The sequence below is a fragment of the Cupriavidus cauae genome (assembly GCF_026210475.1).
Classification (GTDB): domain Bacteria; phylum Pseudomonadota; class Gammaproteobacteria; order Burkholderiales; family Burkholderiaceae; genus Cupriavidus; species Cupriavidus cauae.
Map to the genome: position 1 here is coordinate 1,500,155 of NZ_CP080293.1, position 18,825 is coordinate 1,518,979.

Below are 18,825 nucleotides of genomic sequence, written 5' to 3' on the forward strand. Positions count from 1 at the left end.
CAAAACAAGCCGCAATGGCAAGCGATAGCAAGCGACACGATATGAAGATCCACATCAAGGGTGGCCGCCTGATCGACCCGGCCGGCAATATCGATGCCCAGCAGGACCTGTTCCTGGCCGCCGGCAAGATCGTCGGCATCGGCAACGCGCCGGCCGACTTCCAGGCCAACAAGACCATCGACGCCCGCGGGCTGATCGTCTGCCCCGGCCTGGTCGACCTGTCGGCCCGGCTGCGCGAGCCGGGCTACGAGTACAAGGCCACGCTCGAATCCGAAGTGGCCGCGGCCACCGCCGGCGGCGTCACCAGCCTGGTGTGCCCGCCCGATACCGACCCGGTGCTCGACGAACCGGGCCTGGTCGAAATGCTGAAGTACCGCGCCCGCACGCTGAACCAGACCCATGTGTACCCGCTCGGTGCGCTGACGCTGGGGCTGAAGGGCGAGGTGCTGACCGAGATGTCCCAGCTGACGGAAGCCGGCTGCGTCGGCTTCTCGCAGGCCGAGGCGCCGATCCGCAACACGCAGGTGCTGCTGCGCTCGCTGCAGTACGCGCAGACCTTCGGCTTCACCGTCTGGCTGCGGCCGGAAGACCCGTATCTCGGCGGCGGCGTCGCGGCCAGCGGCGCGGTCGCGTCGCGGCTGGGTCTGTCGGGCGTCTCGGTGATCGCCGAGACCGTGCGGCTGCATACGATCTTCGAACTGATGCGCTCCACCGGCGCGCGCGTCCATCTGTGCCGGCTGTCTTCGGCGGCGGGCATCGAGCTGGTGCGCCAGGCCAAGCGCGAAGGGCTGGCGGTCACCTGCGACGTCAACATCCACCATGTCGGCCTGACCGACATGGACATCGGCTACTTCAACTCGCAGATGCGCTTCTCGCCGCCGCTGCGCAGCGGGCGCGATCGCGACGCCATCGTCGCCGCGCTGGCCGACGGCACCATCGACGCGCTGTGCTCGGACCATACGCCGGTCGACGACGACGAGAAGCTGCTGCCGTTCGCCGAGGCCTCGCCGGGCGCGACCGGCCTGGAACTGCTGCTGCCGCTGACGCTGCGCTGGGCCGACGAGCACAAGGTGCCGTTGGTCAAGGCGCTCGGTCGCATCACCAGCGAGCCGGCGCGCGTGATTGGCCTGCCGGCCGGTCGCCTGACGGTCGGCGGTGCGGCCGACGTCTGCCTGTTCGATCCGGAGGCGGTGTGGAAGGTCGAGCGGCGCACGCTGAAGAGCCAGGGCAAGAACTCGCCATGGCTGGGGTACGAGATGCGCGGCCGGGTCACGGCCACGCTGGTCGGCGGCCAGCTGGTCTACGAGCTGGCCGGCCAGTCGCGCAACGGCGAGGCCGTGGCCGCCCGCTGATCCCGCGGCTATGCGCCGGCCCTCGCAGACCGACACTCGCCTCGCCCGCTTGCGGGAGAGGGGCCGGGGGGGAGGGCAGCAGCCCTTGACCCACCGCGACGGTTTCGACGCCCGCTAATTCCATCGACCCCATGATCGCCCTGCGCAAGCTCGCCCTCTGCCTGCACCTGCTGCGCGGCCTGCTGACCTGCGCGGTCCTGTTCCCGTGGCTTGGCAAGGCGGCGCGCCAATGGCATATCCGCCGCTGGTCGCGCCGGCTGCTGCGCATCTGCGGCGTCGACATCCAACTGATCGGGCCGGTGCCGGAGACCGGGCGCGGCGCCATGGTGGTCGCCAACCATATCTCCTGGCTCGATATCTTCGTGATCCACAGCTGGGAGCCGTCCCGCTTCGTCGCCAAGTCGGAGATCCGCGACTGGCCGTTGATCGGCTGGCTGTGCGCGCAGACCGGCACGCTGTTCATCGAACGCGGCCGCAAGCGCGACGCACATCGGGTGCTGCATGACATCACCGACTGCATGCTGCAGGGCGACCGCGTCTGCGTGTTCCCCGAAGGCACTACCACCGATGGCACGGACGTGCTGCCGTTCCACGCCAATCTGATGCAGGCGCCGATTTCTGCCGGCCTGCCGGTGCTGCCGGTGGCGCTGCGCTATTGCGACGCCGCCACCGGCGAGCGCACGGTGGCACCGGCCTATATCGGCGACCTCACGTTGCTGCAGACGCTCGACGCGATCCTGCAGGCGCCGCCGATCACCGCGCAGGTCGCATTCGGCCCGCCGCTGCAGGCAGACGAGTGCGAGCGGCGTGCCCTGGCCGAACAGTCGCGCGAAGCGGTGCTCGCGCTGTGCCGGCAACTGCAGGGTGAACCGCAGGGCGAATCGGAGAGCGAATCGGAGAGCGAATCGGTGTTGCCCGCCGGCGAGCCGTCCGATACGCCGGCGCGAAGCACGGCCACCGGCAATCCAGCCTGATCGTCGGTACGCCAGCGCACCGACATCCCCGGCAAGGGGATGACAATATCAGCCTAAAGGATCACAATATTGGGGGCAATCGACCTGGATGACCTCACGGTCTGCCGGGTCCGGTGCCAGGCGGGCCGCGGTCAGCCGGCCGCCCCAGACGCAGCCGGTATCGAGCGCCATCAGGTCGGGCCGCATCACCAGGCCCAGCGTCGACCAGTGGCCACAGACGATCGTGGTGTCCCGTGTGCGGCGTGTCGGCACATCGAACCACGGCAGGAGGCCGTCGGGCGCCTTGCCCAATCCCTCCTTGGTCTTGAGGTCCATCACTCCGTCAACGGTACAGAAGCGCAAACGGGTCAAGGCGTTGATCACGACCCGGTGCCGCTCGATGCCACGCAGCCCCTCGTGCCACCGGTTCGCCGCATTGCCAAAAATATCCGCGAGAAATGCTTTCCATCCCGGCCCCCGCAATTCCCGCTCGACTTCGCCGGCCAGTTCCAGCGTCTGTTCGACGGTCCATTGCGGCAGCACCCCGGCGTGGATCAGCAGGAAACCGCCCCGGTGAAGGGCCAGCGGCCGATGGCGCAGCCAGTGCAGCAGCTCCTCCCGGTCCGGCGCCTGCAGGACGTCGTCCAGCGTGTCAGACGAACCCGGATTGCGCACACCCGCGGCGACCGCTAATAGATGGATATCGTGGTTGCCCAGCACCGACTCGGCCCGCACGCCCATCGTGCGGACCCTGCGCAATGTCGCCAGCGATGCCGGCCCACGGTTTACCAGATCCCCGACGAAGCAAAGTGGCGCATCGTCGGGGATTTTGGTGACAAGTTGTTCCAGGGAAGGGTCGCAACCTTGCAGGTCGCCGACGGCGTAGGGGTAGGGCGATGGCACCGAGGGATGGGGCATAGAGGTAAAAAAGAGAGCCGAAGGCGGCTTTTTGTCGATTGTAAAGAGGGGGGACGTGAGCCGTTACAACAGGCTACAAAAAGATGACCGGCCCGGGTAATCCCGGGGGGGCGGTCGGATAGAATACCGCCACTTCTGAGAACACTGATGATCCTGCCGTCCCACCCACGGATCAAGGCGGGCGCCGGGCTATTGTCCCGTTTTCGAAACATATCGATAGTTAGGGAGAAAGGGGTTTGCCGCACATTCTCGTGACTGGCGGCGCTGGTTTCATTGGCGCCAATTTCGTTCTGAACTGGCTGGGCAACGCCGACGCCGACAGCGTCGTCAATGTCGACAAGCTGACCTACGCGGGCAACCTGAAGACGCTTGCATCGCTTGATGGCGACCCGCGCCACGTTTTCTCGCGCACCGACATCTGCGACCGCGCCGCGCTGGACCGGCTGCTGGCCGAGTACCAGCCCCGCGCAGTCCTGCACTTCGCCGCCGAAAGCCACGTCGACCGCTCGATCCATGGCCCCGGCGAATTCATCCAGACCAATATCGTCGGCACCTTCACGCTGCTCGAGGCCGTGCGCGCCTACTGGAGCGGACTCGACGACGCACGCAAGGCTTCCTTCCGCTTCCTGCACGTGTCGACCGACGAGGTCTTCGGCTCGCTCGGCCCGAACGATCCGCCGTTCTCCGAAACGACGGCCTACGCGCCCAACAGCCCGTACTCGGCCTCGAAGGCCGGTTCCGACCATCTGGTCCGTGCCTACCATCACACCTACGGCCTGCCGGCCCTGACGACCAACTGTTCGAACAACTACGGGCCGTACCACTTCCCCGAAAAGCTGATCCCGCTGATGATCGCCAACGCGCTCGGCGGCAAGCCGCTGCCCGTCTACGGCGATGGCCTGAACGTGCGCGACTGGCTGTATGTGGGCGACCACTGCTCCGCAATCCGCGAAGTGCTCGCGCGCGGGCGGCTCGGCGAAACGTACAACGTCGGCGGCTGGAACGAGAAGACGAATCTGGACGTGGTCCACACGCTGTGCGACCTGCTCGACGAACTGAAGCCGAAGGCCTCGGGGTCCTATCGCGACCAGATCACTTTCGTCAAGGACCGGCCCGGACACGACCGGCGCTATGCGATCGACGCCCGCAAGCTGGAACGCGAGCTGGGCTGGAAGCCGGCTGAAACGTTCGAGACTGGGCTGCGCAAGACGGTGCAGTGGTATCTGGACAATCAGACCTGGGTGCAGGATGTGATGTCCGGGGAATATCGGAATTGGGTGGCGAAGCAGTATGCGGCGTAAATCGTCCGATGTACCGATTTTTCTCGTGACTGGAAGCAACGGACAAGTTGGCTTCGAGCTGCGACGCAGCCTTGCGCCTTTGGGGCGTGTCGTCGCCCTAGACCGCGCGGTATGTGACCTGTCGCGGCCTGAGCAATTGCGCAGGGTCGTTCGAGAGATAAGGCCGAATGTGGTGCTCAATGCGGCGGCCTATACGGCCGTCGACAGGGCGGAGAGTGAGCCAGAGATGGCGTTGGCCATCAACGGGGAGGCTGTTGGGGTTCTGGCCGAAGAAGTGAAGACGCTTGGTTCTTTGCTGGTTCACTATTCGACGGATTATGTATTTGACGGCACTAAAGATGGTGCCTATGTCGAAACCGACTCCGTAAATCCGCAATCAGTCTATGGCAAGAGCAAGCTCGCTGGAGAGCGAGCCGTCGAGGCTTCAGGGGCGGCGACCCTGGTACTACGTACCTGCTGGGTTGCCGGAGCACACGGCGGCAATTTTGCTAAGACAATATTGAGGCTGGCACGAGAACGCGACAGTCTCCGTGTCATTGCCGATCAATTCGGCGCGCCGACGACCGCACCCCTGATTGCCGATGTGACAGCGCAAATCTTGTCGCGACACTGGCTGGTCCGCGAACGTGAGCGCTTCCCTTGTGGCACGTACCATCTTGCTGCCAGCGGGCAAACCACTTGGCATGGTTATGCGACGTATCTCTTGGCATATGCAGAATCGATTGGCGTCACATTGAAGACCCGTGCGAGTGGCGTGGTAGCGATTTCCGCCAGTGAATATCCGTTGCCTGCCCGACGTCCAGCGAACTCCCGCTTGGATACGACCAAGCTGCGTCACACCTTTGGTGTTCATCTCCCAGATTGGAAGCAGGGAGTGGACTTTCTGCTGGACCAGATATATTCCTGAAGCAAATCACTATGCGTAAAGGCATTATCCTTGCCGGAGGATCCGGCACGCGTCTCTATCCTATCACGCGGTCTGTCTCAAAGCAGTTGCTGCCAGTATACGACAAGCCGATGATCTACTATCCCCTGTCGACGCTGATGCTGGCAGGAATGCGGGACATCTTGATTATTTCCACGCCCGACGATACTCCTCGCTTCTCTGAAATGCTGGGCGATGGGAGGAACTGGGGGATCAATATCCAGTATGCGGTGCAGCCCTCGCCAGACGGCCTCGCGCAAGCGTTCACTATCGGGAAAAACTTCGTAGGAAGAGATCCATCGGCGCTGATCCTAGGTGACAATATTTTTTATGGACACGATCTGGTTAGTCAGCTTCACCGTGCGTCAAATGTAGAACAGGGTGCCACCGTTTTTGCGTACCACGTCCAGGATCCGGAGCGCTACGGAGTCGTAGAGTTCGATGACGATTTTCGGGCTGTTTCGTTAGAGGAGAAACCCGCTAAGCCCCGCTCGCATTACGCAGTAACAGGATTGTACTTCTATGATAATCAAGTATGCGATATTGCTGCCGACATCCAACCCTCAGCTCGCGGCGAACTGGAGATAACAGACGTCAATAAGGCTTATCTCTCGATGTCTCGACTCAACGTGGAAATAATGGGTCGAGGGTACGCGTGGCTGGATACCGGCACGCACGACTCGCTTCTTGATGCGGCCATGTTTATTGCCACGCTTCAGAAGCGTCAGGGTTTAATCGTTGCCTGTCCAGAAGAGATTGCATATCGCAACAATTGGATTGACGCTGAGACCGTAGCCGCACTCGCGGCTCCCCTAGCGAAAAACGGCTACGGAAAATATCTTCAGCAGATCATTTCGGAGTCAGTTAAGTGAGCCTACGCAGCCTACCGACAGTGCTTCCAGAGGTGCTCATCCTCGAGCCAAAGGTCTTCGGTGACAATCGAGGGTTTTTTTTTGAAAGCTTTAACGCGGCCAGCTTCACTAAGGCCACTGGCATTGAACGTACATTCGTTCAGGACAATCATTCCCGGTCTTCGCGCAATGTACTCCGTGGGTTGCACTATCAAGTCAGACGGCCCCAGGGCAAGTTGGTACGCGTGACCTGCGGCGAGGTGCTTGATGTTGCCGTGGACATCCGGCGCAGTTCTCCGAACTTCGGTAAATGGGTTGCAGTGCATCTCTCGGCGGAGAACAAGCGCCAATTGTGGATTCCGGAAGGATTCGCTCATGGCTTCCTGGTGCTGACTGAGTTTGCCGATTTTCTGTACAAGACTACGGATTACTGGGCGCCCGAACACGAGCGATGTATCGTCTGGGATGACCCGGATCTTGCCATCGATTGGTGCGGTATCAAAGATCCGATCGTGTCGGAGAAGGACAGCCTAGGTGTTCCTCTTAACGCCGCCGAGGTCTTCGCCTGATGCAGAAGTTCTCTGTCGTGCCCCGCGAGGTCTTCGCTACTATTTGGCGAAATAGGCACCTAATTGGTAACCTTATTCGCCGCGAAATAATGGGTCGCTACCGAGGCTCAATGCTCGGAATACTTTGGTCGCTTTTTCACCCGTTGTTGATGCTTGCTGTTTACACTTTCGTGTTCAGCGTCGTTTTTAAAGCGAGATGGAGTGGTGGAAGCGAATCAAAAGGTGAATTCGCTCTAGTGCTATTTTCCGGCCTAATGATTTTTACGGTGTTCGCTGAATGCGTAAGTAAGGCGCCAAGTTTGATCGTTGGCAACGCGAACTACGTGAAGAAGGTTATCTTTCCGCTCGAGATTCTTCCCGTTGTTGCTTTTGGCGCTGCCTGTTTTCATGCGGCAATTAGCTTTGTCGTCTGGATAGTTTTCTACATTGCAATTGTAGGCATGCCGAGCGCCACGATCTTATACTTACCATTAGTGCTGCTACCGCTGGCATTTTTCACCTTAGGGATTTCTTGGTTTCTGGCATCGCTTGGCGTGTACTTGCGGGACGTAACGCATATCACCAGCATTCTCACATCGGTCTTGATGTTTTTGACGCCAATTTTCTACCCGATCTCAGTGCTACCTGAGCAATTTCAGCGCGTTCTATATATCAACCCGCTGTCGGGTATCGTAGAGCAGGCGCGCAACGTCATGATGTGGGGTCAAGCGCCTCAGTGGCATAACCTCGGCATATTGGCGGTATCGGGTGCTGCAGTCGGGTGGCTGGGCTTTGCATGGTTCCAAAGAACGAGAAAAGGCTTCTCCGATGTCCTCTGACAACGCCACGATTCAGGTGGAAACCCTGAGTAAAAGCTACCAAATCTACGAAACTCCTCGTGATCGACTGAAGCAGTTTTTCCTCCCTAGAATTCGACGTGGGCTCAGCATGGCACCGCGTCACTATTTTAGAGAGTTTTGGGCACTGAAGGAGGTGTCGTTTTCCATCGCTAAAGGCGAGACCGTCGGTATCATAGGTCGGAATGGCGCAGGGAAATCGACGCTGTTGCAAATTATCTGCGGTACGTTGGCGCCGACAACAGGTACTGTTCGTACTACCGGGCGTGTCGCTGCCCTACTGGAGTTGGGCGCGGGCTTTAATCCCGAGTTCTCCGGGAGAGATAACGTTTATTTGAACGGCATGCTCCTTGGAATGGAAAAGGAGGAGATTGATGCATGCTATAAAAAGATCGTCGATTTTTCCGGTGTTCACGCCTTTATCGACCAGCCGGTCAAAACATACTCAAGTGGGATGTTTGCTCGACTTGCGTTCTCTGTCGCTGTGCATGCGACACCCGACCTGCTGATTGTAGACGAGGCGTTGAGTGTTGGCGATCTGGCATTCCAAGAGAAGTCGATTACCCGGATGAAAGAGATCCGTGAGCGGGGTACGTCAATCCTCTTTGTATCGCATTCGTTGCCGGCTGTCCGAAATTTTTGTGAGACAGCAATTTGGCTCGACAAGGGTAAGGTACGCGCGATGGGCGAACGTCTTTCGATCTGTGAAGAGTATCAACGCGAGATCGATGATGAGTTGCAACGGGAGATGGTCAGGGCGTCACCAAACGTTATTGAGTCGACATCGGATAATGAATGCCATCCGCTCGAGAAGTCTATCGAGATAAGGAGCTCGAATATCTCCGGGGATGTATTTGAGATGGGTGACGATATTACTTTTGAACTGGACCTCGGCTTTCACCGCGCTGTACCTGGCTACGGCGTCGGACTGATTTTCAACGACAACCTCGGCAACCTTGTAACTGTCCTCAATACACTTCGAGACGATATTTTCCTTACCGAACCTAAGGACAAAATCTCTGTCACGATCCGAGATCATCGGTTCACGCCTGGCACATATATGGTGTCTATAGTGATTTCCGACCTTGACGCGATGTTCTCGTATGACCGCCGCGACCACTGTCACGTCTTTCGCGTCGAGAATCGGTACAGCTCCAAGGGGCTTCCCGTTGCAAGCGGATTTATTAGGTGCGAGCATGAGTGGTCATGGTAATTGGACACTGGGCCGGGATGAACGCTTTGTCAGCAAGATTACGGGCGAACGCCGCCCTCGTGGTTTTGTTGTTGCTTTGCTGCGCGTACGGAATGAATCTCTGATCTTGCAAGATACTCTCAATCACTTGGCAGATATTGCCGACTATATCGTCGCCTATGATGATGCTAGCGAGGATGACACCCGCAGCATTCTTTTAGGCCATCCGGCAGTAACAGGGGTAATTTGTAATGACTCATGGAAGCCCGCAGTAGAAGAGAGGCTGCTCGCGGAAACTCGCCATCGCGGCCTATTGCTTCGATTTGCGCAGCTTTTACACGATTTTGAATGGTGCCTATGTGCGGACGCGGACGAACGTTACGTTGGTGCTATTCGGCGCGTATTGCGCGATGATATTCCACCCGATTGCAAAGGCATTCGAGTGCAGCTTTTCGACGCCTATATGACGCCCGATGACTGTAAAGCATTTGGAGCTGGAGACCGGCTATTCAATTTTCGGAAACATTTCGGTCCAGAGAGACGAGATATACTCATGTTGTGGCGTAACAATGCGGGCGCGGTCTATCAAGGATTGGACGCGCGGGAGCCCTCAGTGGATGGCCTGGTGCTGACTCGTTTCTACTGTCAACATTATGGGAAAAGTTTATCCGTAAAACACTGGGAAGATACATGCTCATACTATATTCGGCATTTCCCCTATGAGCCCTATGGAAGAAAATGGGAGGGCCGCCGAGGTAAAGCCGTTCATGTGCAGTCCGATTTTGGTCGTCCGCTTTTTCATTGGGGTGATAAGTTGTTCCGCCATGCTGTAACAGCGTTTTGACCATGAAGCTTAATCGTGTGCTTCTGGGAAACTCTCGTTTTTCCGACCTTGCAGGCTCCGAGATTGCTACTCTGGAGCTTGCAGAATCATTGCGCGCCCGTGGGATAGCCGTCACCATTGCGTCATTCGAAATTGGTGGCGATGTTGCACGAACTGCTCAAAATATTGGCTGTGAATTACTGAACTTAAGCCAACCTCCTGCGGTGATGCACGAGTATGATCTCGCTTGGGTGCATCACGCCTTGACCTACTATGCCCTATTTTTTAAGTTCGGGATACGTGCGTCGCAAGTGGTTTTCTCATCGTTGTCACATTATGAGCCCCTTGAGTGTCCGCCGATCCCGGTGGCAGGTGTTACTCTCTATCTGGTAAATTCGGACGAGAATGCGGAGTATTTTCGCTCCGCATACCCGGCACTCGCCGACCGAATGACGATATTTCCGAATGCAGCACCGCTCCGATTCTGGCTCATGCCCCCCTCGGCATCCCGATCGAAGGATGCACTAAGCCGGTTGGCTATTGTATCCAACCACCCGCCAAGGGAAGTCGTCGAGGCGATGAGCATGGCGCGAGAGCGAGGCGTCGAAGTAGACCATTTTGGCCATGGTGGGACATCGGTGCGAATTGAACCGGAAATCCTCACCAAGTATGACGCGGTGGTGACGATTGGCAAGACTGTTCAGTATTGTCTTGCCATGCATATTCCCGTTTACTGCTATGACCACTTCGGTGGGCCGGGATGGCTGTCACCGGAAAATGTCAGCGCGGCGGCCTGGCACAATTTCTCCGGCCGTTCGGATATGCGGCGATTGACAGCATCCGATCTCGTGGACGAATGGGTGGGGGGATTCGAACAGGCAAAAATCGCCGTTCAGTCGCTCTCCGACTATGCCAAATGCTGCTTCGATCTAGAGACCAATCTCGAGCGCGTACTTAGCGTCTTGGACACGTCCATGTCGTCCATTTCGTTGGAGCCTATATGGCAGCGTACCGTTAAAGCGATTCTCGAGCGACACACCGCAGTTGTGGTGCGCGCGCGTGCCACCGAAGTGGAATTGCGCGAGGCCTTTGCCCAGTCCACGCAACGCTGTGCTGAGCTTGGACGACATGGTGGGGAACTGGAGAGCCGCTGCCGTGAACTTGAACGCGATGTGGCTAGGCTCGAGGCAGAACTGACGAATCGGACAAATGACATGGCGCAGCGTGCGGAAGCGTATCACGGCCAATTAAACGAGCTCAAAGAAGAGAATCAACGGCTTAGGGCGGATAATGCCGGCCTTTGCCTCAAAATCGATACCCTTACGCAAAGTTTTAGTTGGCGGATCACCGCACCGTTCAGAGCCATCAAAGCACGATGGGATCGACGTACAAATCTATGAGCTCTCTTCGATGATCAAGGCATCGGTAATTATTCCAACGAAGAATCCTGGTCCGGTTTTTAAGTCAGTATTGGACGCGGTTCGCATGCAGGATGTCGGCTTCGACTACGAAATCCTGGTGATTGATTCTGGCTCTCGAGATGGCACCGTAGAGTACTTGCGTCGCCTTAGCGATGCGCGTTTGCGCCTTCTCGAAATCCTACCGTCTGAGTTTGGCCACGGCCGTACAAGAAATCTCGGTGTGGCAAGAACAACGGGCGAATATGCAGTTTTGCTCACCCATGACGCTAGGCCTGCGTCCAATAAATGGCTCGCCAACTTGGTCGCAGTAGCCGATTCGGACCCCCACATTGCCGGCGTCTTTGGTCGTCATGTGGCGTATCCGAATGCAAGCCCGTTTACTGCGGCTGAATTGACGATGCATTTCGCTGGCTTTGAAGCGGCCAATGTAGTTCAAATCGACGATCGCGAACGATACGATCGAGATGAGGGCTACCGCCAGTACCTCCATTTCTTTTCGGACAATAACGCCCTAATTCGTCGCAGCGTGTGGGAGTCTATTCCGTACCCGGACGTTGACTTTGCCGAGGACCAGATGTGGGCACAGAAAATCATAGAAGCTGGTTACAAGAAAGGCTATGCGAAAGATGCTGTGGTAGAGCACTCACATGATTATGCCTGGTTTGAACGCTTGCAGCGGAGCTTCGACGAAAGCTATGCCTTTCGGAGGCTGTTTGGCTACAAGCTGTGTTCGGGACCGAGAGCCATGTTGCGCTCATGGTGCGCGTTGACGCTTCGCGACCTGGGCTACGCTCAGCAGCACAACCTTTGGCGGACCAACTTCCGAGCCGTGGTAGGAATGCCATGGGATCATCTGATGCGATTACTAGGCCACTATTTGGGCGCGCGGGGCGATTCTCTGCCCAACTCCTTGCGGACAAGGCTTTCGAGAGATAAGCGCATGCTGTTGGGTCTTCTTAATACCGGTACAAGGGAGTCCAAGTGACGCTGCATAGAAATATCGCTCGCTTAAAAACTGCCGTGCGCTACGGTCGCTCCTATGGGGTCGGTGCACTCGCGCGATTGGTAAAGCACAAGGTGCTAAGTCGTATCGAACGTCAAGGAACGCCTTCTAAGATAGATGTGCTTTCATTTTATTCATTTGTCCGACAACCGGTGGCCGCGCCGATCTCCAAACCGCTCGGGGTAGCGAAGAACACCGTAAATTGGGTAATACCCCCATTTGGCATTGGCTCAGGTGGCCATTTGAACATTTTTAGATTCGTCCGCAATTTAGAGGAGTTGGGTTATGATTGTCGCATCGTGATCGTGGGCGATCCCACTCCCACTTCTGCCGATTTTGTTGCCGCTCAAATTAATAAACATTTCTTTCCTCTGAAAGCCCAGGTTTACATTGGCATGGAGAACGTACCGGCTGCCCATATTTCCATTGCGACTGCGTGGCAAACGGCATATTACGTACGGGCCTTCCCGCATACCAATTATCGTTGCTATTTCGTTCAGGACTTCGAGCCTTCGTTTTATGCCGCAGGTTCTGAAAGTGCTTTAGCGGAGGAATCGTACCGGTTTGGTTTCGTGGGCCTAACAGCTGGGGGTTGGCTTGCCGAGAAGCTGGCTCGCGAGTATGGGATGACGACCCATGCGATAGGATTTTCATATGATCGGGAGCTCTACAAACCGTTACCGCGCCGACGGCCAGAGTGCCGGCACGTCTTCTTCTATGCTAGGCCTCCAACACAACGACGTGCATTCGAGTTGGGTCTATTGGTTTTGGACGAGGTGGTGAAGCGTCTTCCCGACGTAAAAGTTATTTTTGCTGGGTGGGACGTATCTAGCTATGCCATTCCGTTCGAACATTTGAACGCTGGTTTGGTTCCGGTGCCCGAGCTTGCAGACCTCTATAGCCAATGCGATGCTGCGCTCGTGTTGTCGTTTTCGAATCTTTCCTTGCTGCCGCTCGAGCTGATGGCATGTGGTACACCGGTTATCAGTAATACCGGCCCTTGGGTTGAATGGATGCTGAATCCTGAAAATGCTCGATTGGCCCCACCGACGGTTGATCGGCTAGCCGCCGCCCTTGTAGATGTATTGCAATCTCCAACAGAAAGGAAGCGTTTGCGCGAAGCCGGGTTGCGCACCGTGGCTGCGACAGACTGGAGGAAAGAAGCTATTCGTGTCGCTGAGGTCTTGAAGGAGCTTGGATAATGAGGTCTCTGGAGTCCATGCGTTGCGTAATTTTGGGCGCCGGTGGGTTCATTGGCACAAATCTCACCCTAGCGTTACGAGGGAGGGCCGACTATGTTCGCGCGTATGGACGGCGTCAAGCATTTCCCGCCGCAGTCAAGGGGGTGGACTGGTATCCTGCTGATTTTTGCGACGCGACATCAATCCCTAGTGCGATCGCCGGGTGCGATACAGTCTTCCACCTTCTCAATGCGTCTACACCGTCGAGTGCGAACGTCGATAAGGTCGCTGATTTGCAGGCAAATGTGGTCAGTACTTTGCACCTTTTGGAGGCCTGCCGTGCCGAGGGAGTTAAGCGCATCGTGTTTGCATCTTCGGGTGGCACCGTTTATGGCATTCCACAGCAGGTTCCAACTTCTGAAGCGGCCGAAACGTATCCTATTACAGCGTACGGCATATCGAAACTGGCCATTGAGAAATATCTATCTTTGTATCGTCATCTATATGGCTTGGATTATCGTGTGCTTCGCGTGGCCAACCCGTTTGGCCCGTATCAGCTTGCCACTAAGAGCCAGGGTGTAATTAGTGCTTTTTTGGCCCGAGCTCTCGCAGGCGATCCGGTGGAGGTATGGGGAGATGGCAGTGTAGTGCGCGACTATGTGTACATCGAGGACGTCGTCCAGGCTTTTATCCGGGCGGCGTTGCACGATGGCGAAGAGAGGATATTCAATATTGGCAGCGGTGAAGGACGGTCTATACGGGACGTGATTCGCGCAATAGAAGTCGTCTTGGCTAGGCCAATAGAGGTGGCTTGGAGACCAGGGCGTACAGTGGACGTACCCATCAGCATTTTGGATGTTCGTCGTGCCGAGAAAGAATTAGGCTGGGCACCAACTACGGATTTTCTCGTCGGACTGCGGCGAACAGCAGCTTGGTTCGACCAGCAATGTGTTCGCTGAGGCGATATGTTCACTCGCGTTCGTAACGAAAATCATCACGTAATTGAACGAGTCATATTGCCATACATTTGCGTAGGCATCTGTTTATCGGAATGCGCATGAATTCACGAATGACATGCGGTGTTGCGATGTGTACATACAACGCCGGAGTCTATCTTTCCGCTCAACTGGACTCGATCACAAGACAGACGCAGATGCCGGACCAAGTGGTCGTCTGCGACGACGGTTCAACTGACGGCACGTGGTGCGCTCTGAATCAATGGGCGAAACAGGCTCGTTCTATTTACGGCATTGATGTCATCCTTCGGCGTAACGCGGAAAGCCTTGGCGTAGCTCGCAACTTCGAGCAGGCCGTAATGTTGCTCCGCACCGACTTGATTTTTCTAGCCGATCAAGACGACGTATGGCATGACGACAAGATTGAGGTGCTCGCGGCGTGTCTGGCGACAAACCGCGACACGATGCTTGCTCATGCTGATGTTCGCCTCGTAGATGGGAACGGCGCGCCGTTGGGACGGACGATGTTTGAGGCGATGAGACTGAGCCGTTCGGAATTGGAGCTTCTGCGTGGTGATAAGATGTTTGAGGTGCTGTGTCGGCGCAACGTGGTAACCGGCATGTCGAGTGCGTTTCGACGAGAGTTGCTTTCTATTGCGCTACCTTTCCCGGAGGACTGGCTGCACGACGAATGGATTGGAGTTTGTGCGGCTGCCTTTGCAAAAATTGCCACCCTGCCACGGCTCCTAGCTGACTATCGGCAGCACGATCGAAATGTTATTGGTGTGCCTCCAACGGAATTCCTTAGGTACGTGCGCGGAATCAAGAAATTAATTCGCACCGACAGACATCTGTATTTGGCAACCCGTCTCCGGAGACTTCGTGCTCTCCGGGGGCGACTAATGAAGTATGGAGTGATCGCACCGGACAAGCTGTATCTTGTCGACGGGGCGATAGAGCACCTCCAACGAAGGATTCGGTTTCCAAGAAACTCGATGGCGCGTGCGTTGGCTGTTATGGCAGAGCATCGAACTGGCGGGTACCAGCGCTTTTCGAGCGGAATCGCAGAATCCGTACGCGATCTATTCCGACCGTAGTTGATTGTATGCCTATGGTTATGGCAGAAAAGTCTTTGACAGTATCTATTGTGAGCCACGGGCAAGGGGAATTGGTAAGGACTCTTCTCCTAACTCTGCGTGAGCACGCGGAGTGGGTTCCGATGACGGTGATTGTCACTTACAATACCCAGGAGGTCCCGTGTGCGGTTCGACCAACTGAGCATTTCGACGTGATAAGCGTGTGCAACCGGAAGCAGAAGGGTTTCGCAGAAAATCACAACGCCGCTTTCGCACTATGCAAAACGCGTTTTTTTTGCGTCCTTAATCCCGATATCCAGATTGACGCTAACGGCTTTATTATATTAATGGAGCAGGTGCTTCGTCATCCGGGTGTAGCGGGTCCACGTGTGATCAATCCTTCCGGCAATTTCGAGGATAATGCACGCCGCGTGCCTTCCGTTTGGCGTCTCGCACAACGCTGGATTCTGGGTAAGTTCTTGCTTGATTATTCAGCCGATGTGCCGCATGCCATCGAAGTGGATTGGCTGGCAGGCATGTGTCTCATGTTTGATGCTGAAACGTTTCGCCTGGTCGGTGGATTTGATAGCCGCTATCGGCTTTATTGCGAAGACATCGATATCTGTCTCCGTATCCATTTATTGCGCCGTTGTGTGACTTGGGTATGTGCAGGTGTCGTTATCCATGACGCCCGGCGCGATAGTCATCGGAACTTTCGCTTTTTTTTATGGCATGTGAGCAGTCTCGCAAAATTGTTGACATCGTTTGTCTACTGGCGATTCCGCATAAGCCATAGAATGTAGGTACGCGACCTCATCATGTTCCAATTTTTCTGGGTTCCCGCGGCGGCCTTCCTCTTTTGTGTGATGTTAGTTTTTGCACTTCGTCCGCTTGCGGTCCGTATCGGCCTTATCGATAGACCTGATTTTCGTAAACGCCATGAAGGGAATGTACCGTTAATCGGTGGTATCGCCATTACACTCGCTATTTGGGTTTGCATGCTTTTGTTCTTGCAGCGACAGGGATATTACTCTGCTCTATTAGGAGGATTGACTTTGCTGGCCATCATTGGGGTGGCCGATGATCTACAGAATCTGTCGCCTGTTACAAAGCTGGTGATGCAGCTAGTGGCAGCGATCCTCATGACCTCTTGGGGCGGCGTCTATCTTATATCCTTAGGAGATCTGCTTGGGCACCGTGAGATAGTTTTGGGGAACTGGGGAATTCCGCTAACATTATTCGCTGTTGTATCTGTCGTCAATGCAATGAATATGTGCGATGGACTCGATGGTCTTTGCGGTGGGCTTGCGCTTATTGCTTTTGGGTGGTTCGCCTATCTGGCTGGAGAGGTCGGTAACTTACCTGCTCAGCGTATTTGCGTGATCTTTGTAGGCGCGCTGCTTGGCTTTCTGATATTCAACACGCGAAATCCATTGCGGCGTGGCGCCAAGGTATTCCTTGGTGATGCCGGAAGCCTCATGCTCGGATTTGCGATAGTTTGGTTTTCGGTTGAGTTGTCGCAGGATCGCTATAACCTAAAGGCCGGCGTGCCGCCAGTGGTTATGCTTTGGATTTTGGGATTCATCTTGATAGACCTACTGGCGGTCGTGATGCGCCGGACTCTTAAAGGAAAGAATCCACTATCGGCGGACCGCACTCACCTGCATCATATGCTATTGCGGCTAAATCTCACCCCTAACTGTATTGTCTGGCTGATACTCATGTGCAATGCGCTGATGGGCGCAATCGGGATAATCGGGTGGAAATTGGGTGCCTCGCAGCAATTGTTGTTTGCTCTATTTCTCTTCATCGCACTAACGCATTTGCTATTTATGCGGAATGCGTGGCGACTGATTCGGGTCTGTCGCAAGATGTTGCGGCGGTGACGGCTGTGCCATTGGCGCCGGTGGAGTTCAGTTGTTGGCTCGTTTGTGCCGAAGGGCCGAACCCCGCAGCGTCTCTCGTACCCAGGGTACGCGTCGCTTGAAGCAATAAATATTGACTAGCGACGCACAGCTTCCGCCATTGTCGCTTGCAGCAGTGCAGTTGTCGCCTTGCGAAAATGTGGCCCGCAGAATGGGGCTTATGCCGACGTTTATGATACAACCAAGGGGATTCGTGGGTCCCGGTGCCGCTAAATGGCGAAATCACATTTCGGCGATGATTCGCAGATCAAGTGATCCGCGAAGTCTTGACGTGTTGCGCATCGCAAGCTGTGCGGTCCACGTATGCTACACCCTCAAATTGAGTTGGCGAACATCTCGATATGGTTGGGGTACGAGGGCCGCCGTCGCTTTACCATCTACTAATTCGAGCTCCGTCTCACGGTTTGTTGTCGCCACCGGTAGCCGGAACGGGATCACCGTGGACAAGAGCAGTTACAATCCCCATAACGGGTGAAGAGCAAAAGCAACGAGCCTCGCCGATACACGTTTTCGGACGGGTTCTGGCCGGCTTGTAGCAACCGCCCTTCCGACGAAGTGAATCTCGCGGCGCTATCAGTTGATTGCACATTTGCCGTCGCGGCCAATAGCCAGGTGCCAGTCGGAAAGGGACGCCGACCAGACACGGATCCAACGCTGCTTCGGATAACCGTCAAATCCCGAGGACGGTAGGCAAACACCACCTTGTGGACGGCGGCGCGCTGCGCGGAGCGCGCACGGTCGCTCATTACCAGGTTCTAGTTCGAAGCAGCTCGTAGCGTCCCACAGCCTAAGGGTTTGCATTGTCGACTCGCGCCGTGCGAGGTTGCTGGACGCTCATGCCAACTCGACGCATCGCACCACGCGACAACCCCACAGCGGGAGCCCGATCGTCATCGCACTGGTTTCGCCAGCACGGTACCGCGAACGCTCTTGGGGTGCAATCGCGGCGTACTGCGCACACCTTGGCCGGCGCCGCGCACAGCCATCATCGTCTGAATTTCGCCAAGAACAGCATGCCGGTACGCAGCAGGCGCGCCCCGAAGCTCGTAGACACGCAATGACTCGATCGGTAAGGCCGCTCTTTACCACGCAACGTCCGTGAAGCATTTGCGCTTCAGCGACGGCAAGCCTGGCTTGTGATCTGATGACGTATCCACGTAGCACTAAGAAGGGCGGCGTTCAAGCAATGGTATTCTTGGAGAGCTAGGTCGGCGGCCGATGGCGGAGCCCAAGTTGCTACAAGGCGCCACAAGCTCTACTGCCAGTCTGGGGGGAAACCGCAAGCGGGAAAGGTTAGGGCGTCGAAATCCCATCGGGCTAACGCTGGTATAGCTCATATCGAACGATCGATCGTCCAAGTTGGCAGCATCCTAGCGCGCGCACACCATCGGTCGAGTTCCGCGGGGCAAGCACCTGAAAGAGGGGGAATGCATCGCATCCGCCGGCGCAATGTTGGTGCATCGTTTCCCACCTTTGGCGGATGGGCCAACATTGTTCTTCCAACGAGAATCGAAGCCAGCGATTTCGGCCAATCTCCATAGCA

At 56.4% G+C, this 18,825-nt stretch carries 17 protein-coding genes; 16 read left to right on the forward strand and 1 reads right to left on the reverse strand.

What is annotated here, in order from left to right; genetic code table 11:
* Positions 1-41 precede the first annotated feature (41 nt).
* The gene (locus KZ686_RS06700) at positions 42-1,352 is read left to right on the forward strand and encodes a dihydroorotase (protein WP_265633279.1); all 1,311 of its coding nucleotides are present in this window, start codon (positions 42-44) and stop codon (positions 1,350-1,352) included.
* Between the two features lie 131 nt (positions 1,353-1,483).
* Positions 1,484-2,326, forward strand: coding sequence for a lysophospholipid acyltransferase family protein (locus tag KZ686_RS06705; RefSeq protein WP_265633280.1), 843 nt, complete (start codon positions 1,484-1,486; stop codon positions 2,324-2,326).
* A 48-nt stretch (positions 2,327-2,374) separates the two neighbouring features.
* Here KZ686_RS06705 and KZ686_RS06710 read toward each other — a convergent pair whose 3' ends face one another.
* Positions 2,375-3,223 (reverse strand): symmetrical bis(5'-nucleosyl)-tetraphosphatase, encoded by an 849-nt coding sequence (locus tag KZ686_RS06710; RefSeq protein WP_265633281.1) that lies wholly within the window; start codon positions 3,221-3,223, stop codon positions 2,375-2,377.
* 236 nt (positions 3,224-3,459) lie between these two features.
* On the opposite strand from KZ686_RS06710, the gene rfbB reads away from it, so the two are divergent.
* The 14 genes from rfbB (at position 3,460) to KZ686_RS06780 (ending at position 17,243) form a co-directional block, all read left to right on the forward strand.
* Entirely contained in the window at positions 3,460-4,524 is a 1,065-nt protein-coding gene (rfbB, locus tag KZ686_RS06715) for a dTDP-glucose 4,6-dehydratase (RefSeq protein ID WP_265633282.1), read from the forward strand.
* A complete protein-coding gene (gene rfbD, locus KZ686_RS06720) occupies positions 4,514-5,431 on the forward strand; it encodes a dTDP-4-dehydrorhamnose reductase (protein ID WP_265633283.1) in 918 nt (305 codons plus the stop codon). The genes rfbB and rfbD overlap by 11 nt, the downstream gene beginning before the upstream one ends.
* Before the next feature lie 11 nt (positions 5,432-5,442).
* Positions 5,443-6,321, forward strand: a complete 879-nt coding sequence (gene rfbA / locus KZ686_RS06725; RefSeq protein WP_265633284.1) for a glucose-1-phosphate thymidylyltransferase RfbA — start codon at positions 5,443-5,445, stop codon at positions 6,319-6,321.
* Positions 6,318-6,869 (forward strand): dTDP-4-dehydrorhamnose 3,5-epimerase, encoded by a 552-nt coding sequence (gene rfbC, locus KZ686_RS06730; protein WP_265633285.1) that lies wholly within the window; start codon positions 6,318-6,320, stop codon positions 6,867-6,869. Before rfbA ends, rfbC begins: the two co-directional genes overlap by 4 nt.
* On the forward strand, positions 6,869-7,687 hold the full coding sequence (locus tag KZ686_RS06735) for an ABC transporter permease (RefSeq protein ID WP_265633286.1): 819 nt from the start codon (positions 6,869-6,871) through the stop codon (positions 7,685-7,687). Before rfbC ends, KZ686_RS06735 begins: the two co-directional genes overlap by 1 nt.
* Positions 7,677-8,918 carry an ABC transporter ATP-binding protein gene (locus tag KZ686_RS06740; RefSeq protein ID WP_265633287.1) on the forward strand — a complete coding sequence of 414 codons (1,242 nt, stop codon included), beginning with the start codon at positions 7,677-7,679 and terminating at the stop codon, positions 8,916-8,918. The genes KZ686_RS06735 and KZ686_RS06740 overlap by 11 nt, the downstream gene beginning before the upstream one ends.
* On the forward strand, positions 8,902-9,741 hold the full coding sequence (locus KZ686_RS06745; protein WP_265633288.1) for a glycosyltransferase family 2 protein: 840 nt from the start codon (positions 8,902-8,904) through the stop codon (positions 9,739-9,741). The genes KZ686_RS06740 and KZ686_RS06745 overlap by 17 nt, the downstream gene beginning before the upstream one ends.
* Positions 9,742-9,743: 2 nt before the next feature.
* Positions 9,744-11,120: a hypothetical protein gene (locus KZ686_RS06750; protein WP_265633289.1), complete on the forward strand. Its 1,377-nt coding sequence runs from the start codon at positions 9,744-9,746 to the stop codon at positions 11,118-11,120.
* Between the two features lie 10 nt (positions 11,121-11,130).
* Complete coding sequence (locus KZ686_RS06755; protein WP_265633290.1) at positions 11,131-12,126, forward strand: glycosyltransferase family 2 protein; 996 nt, start codon at positions 11,131-11,133, stop codon at positions 12,124-12,126.
* Entirely contained in the window at positions 12,123-13,346 is a 1,224-nt protein-coding gene (locus KZ686_RS06760; protein ID WP_265633291.1) for a glycosyltransferase family 4 protein, read from the forward strand. Before KZ686_RS06755 ends, KZ686_RS06760 begins: the two co-directional genes overlap by 4 nt.
* A 17-nt stretch (positions 13,347-13,363) precedes the next feature.
* Positions 13,364-14,284 carry an NAD-dependent epimerase/dehydratase family protein gene (locus KZ686_RS06765; RefSeq protein ID WP_265633427.1) on the forward strand — a complete coding sequence of 307 codons (921 nt, stop codon included), beginning with the start codon at positions 13,364-13,366 and terminating at the stop codon, positions 14,282-14,284.
* A gap of 98 nt (positions 14,285-14,382) precedes the next feature.
* On the forward strand, positions 14,383-15,378 hold the full coding sequence (locus tag KZ686_RS06770; protein ID WP_265633292.1) for a glycosyltransferase family 2 protein: 996 nt from the start codon (positions 14,383-14,385) through the stop codon (positions 15,376-15,378).
* A gap of 122 nt (positions 15,379-15,500) precedes the next feature.
* A complete protein-coding gene (locus tag KZ686_RS06775) occupies positions 15,501-16,160 on the forward strand; it encodes a glycosyltransferase family protein (protein ID WP_265633293.1) in 660 nt (219 codons plus the stop codon).
* Positions 16,161-16,175: 15 nt separating this feature from the next.
* A complete protein-coding gene (locus KZ686_RS06780) occupies positions 16,176-17,243 on the forward strand; it encodes an undecaprenyl/decaprenyl-phosphate alpha-N-acetylglucosaminyl 1-phosphate transferase (RefSeq protein ID WP_265633294.1) in 1,068 nt (355 codons plus the stop codon).
* Positions 17,244-18,825: the final 1,582 nt, after the last annotated feature.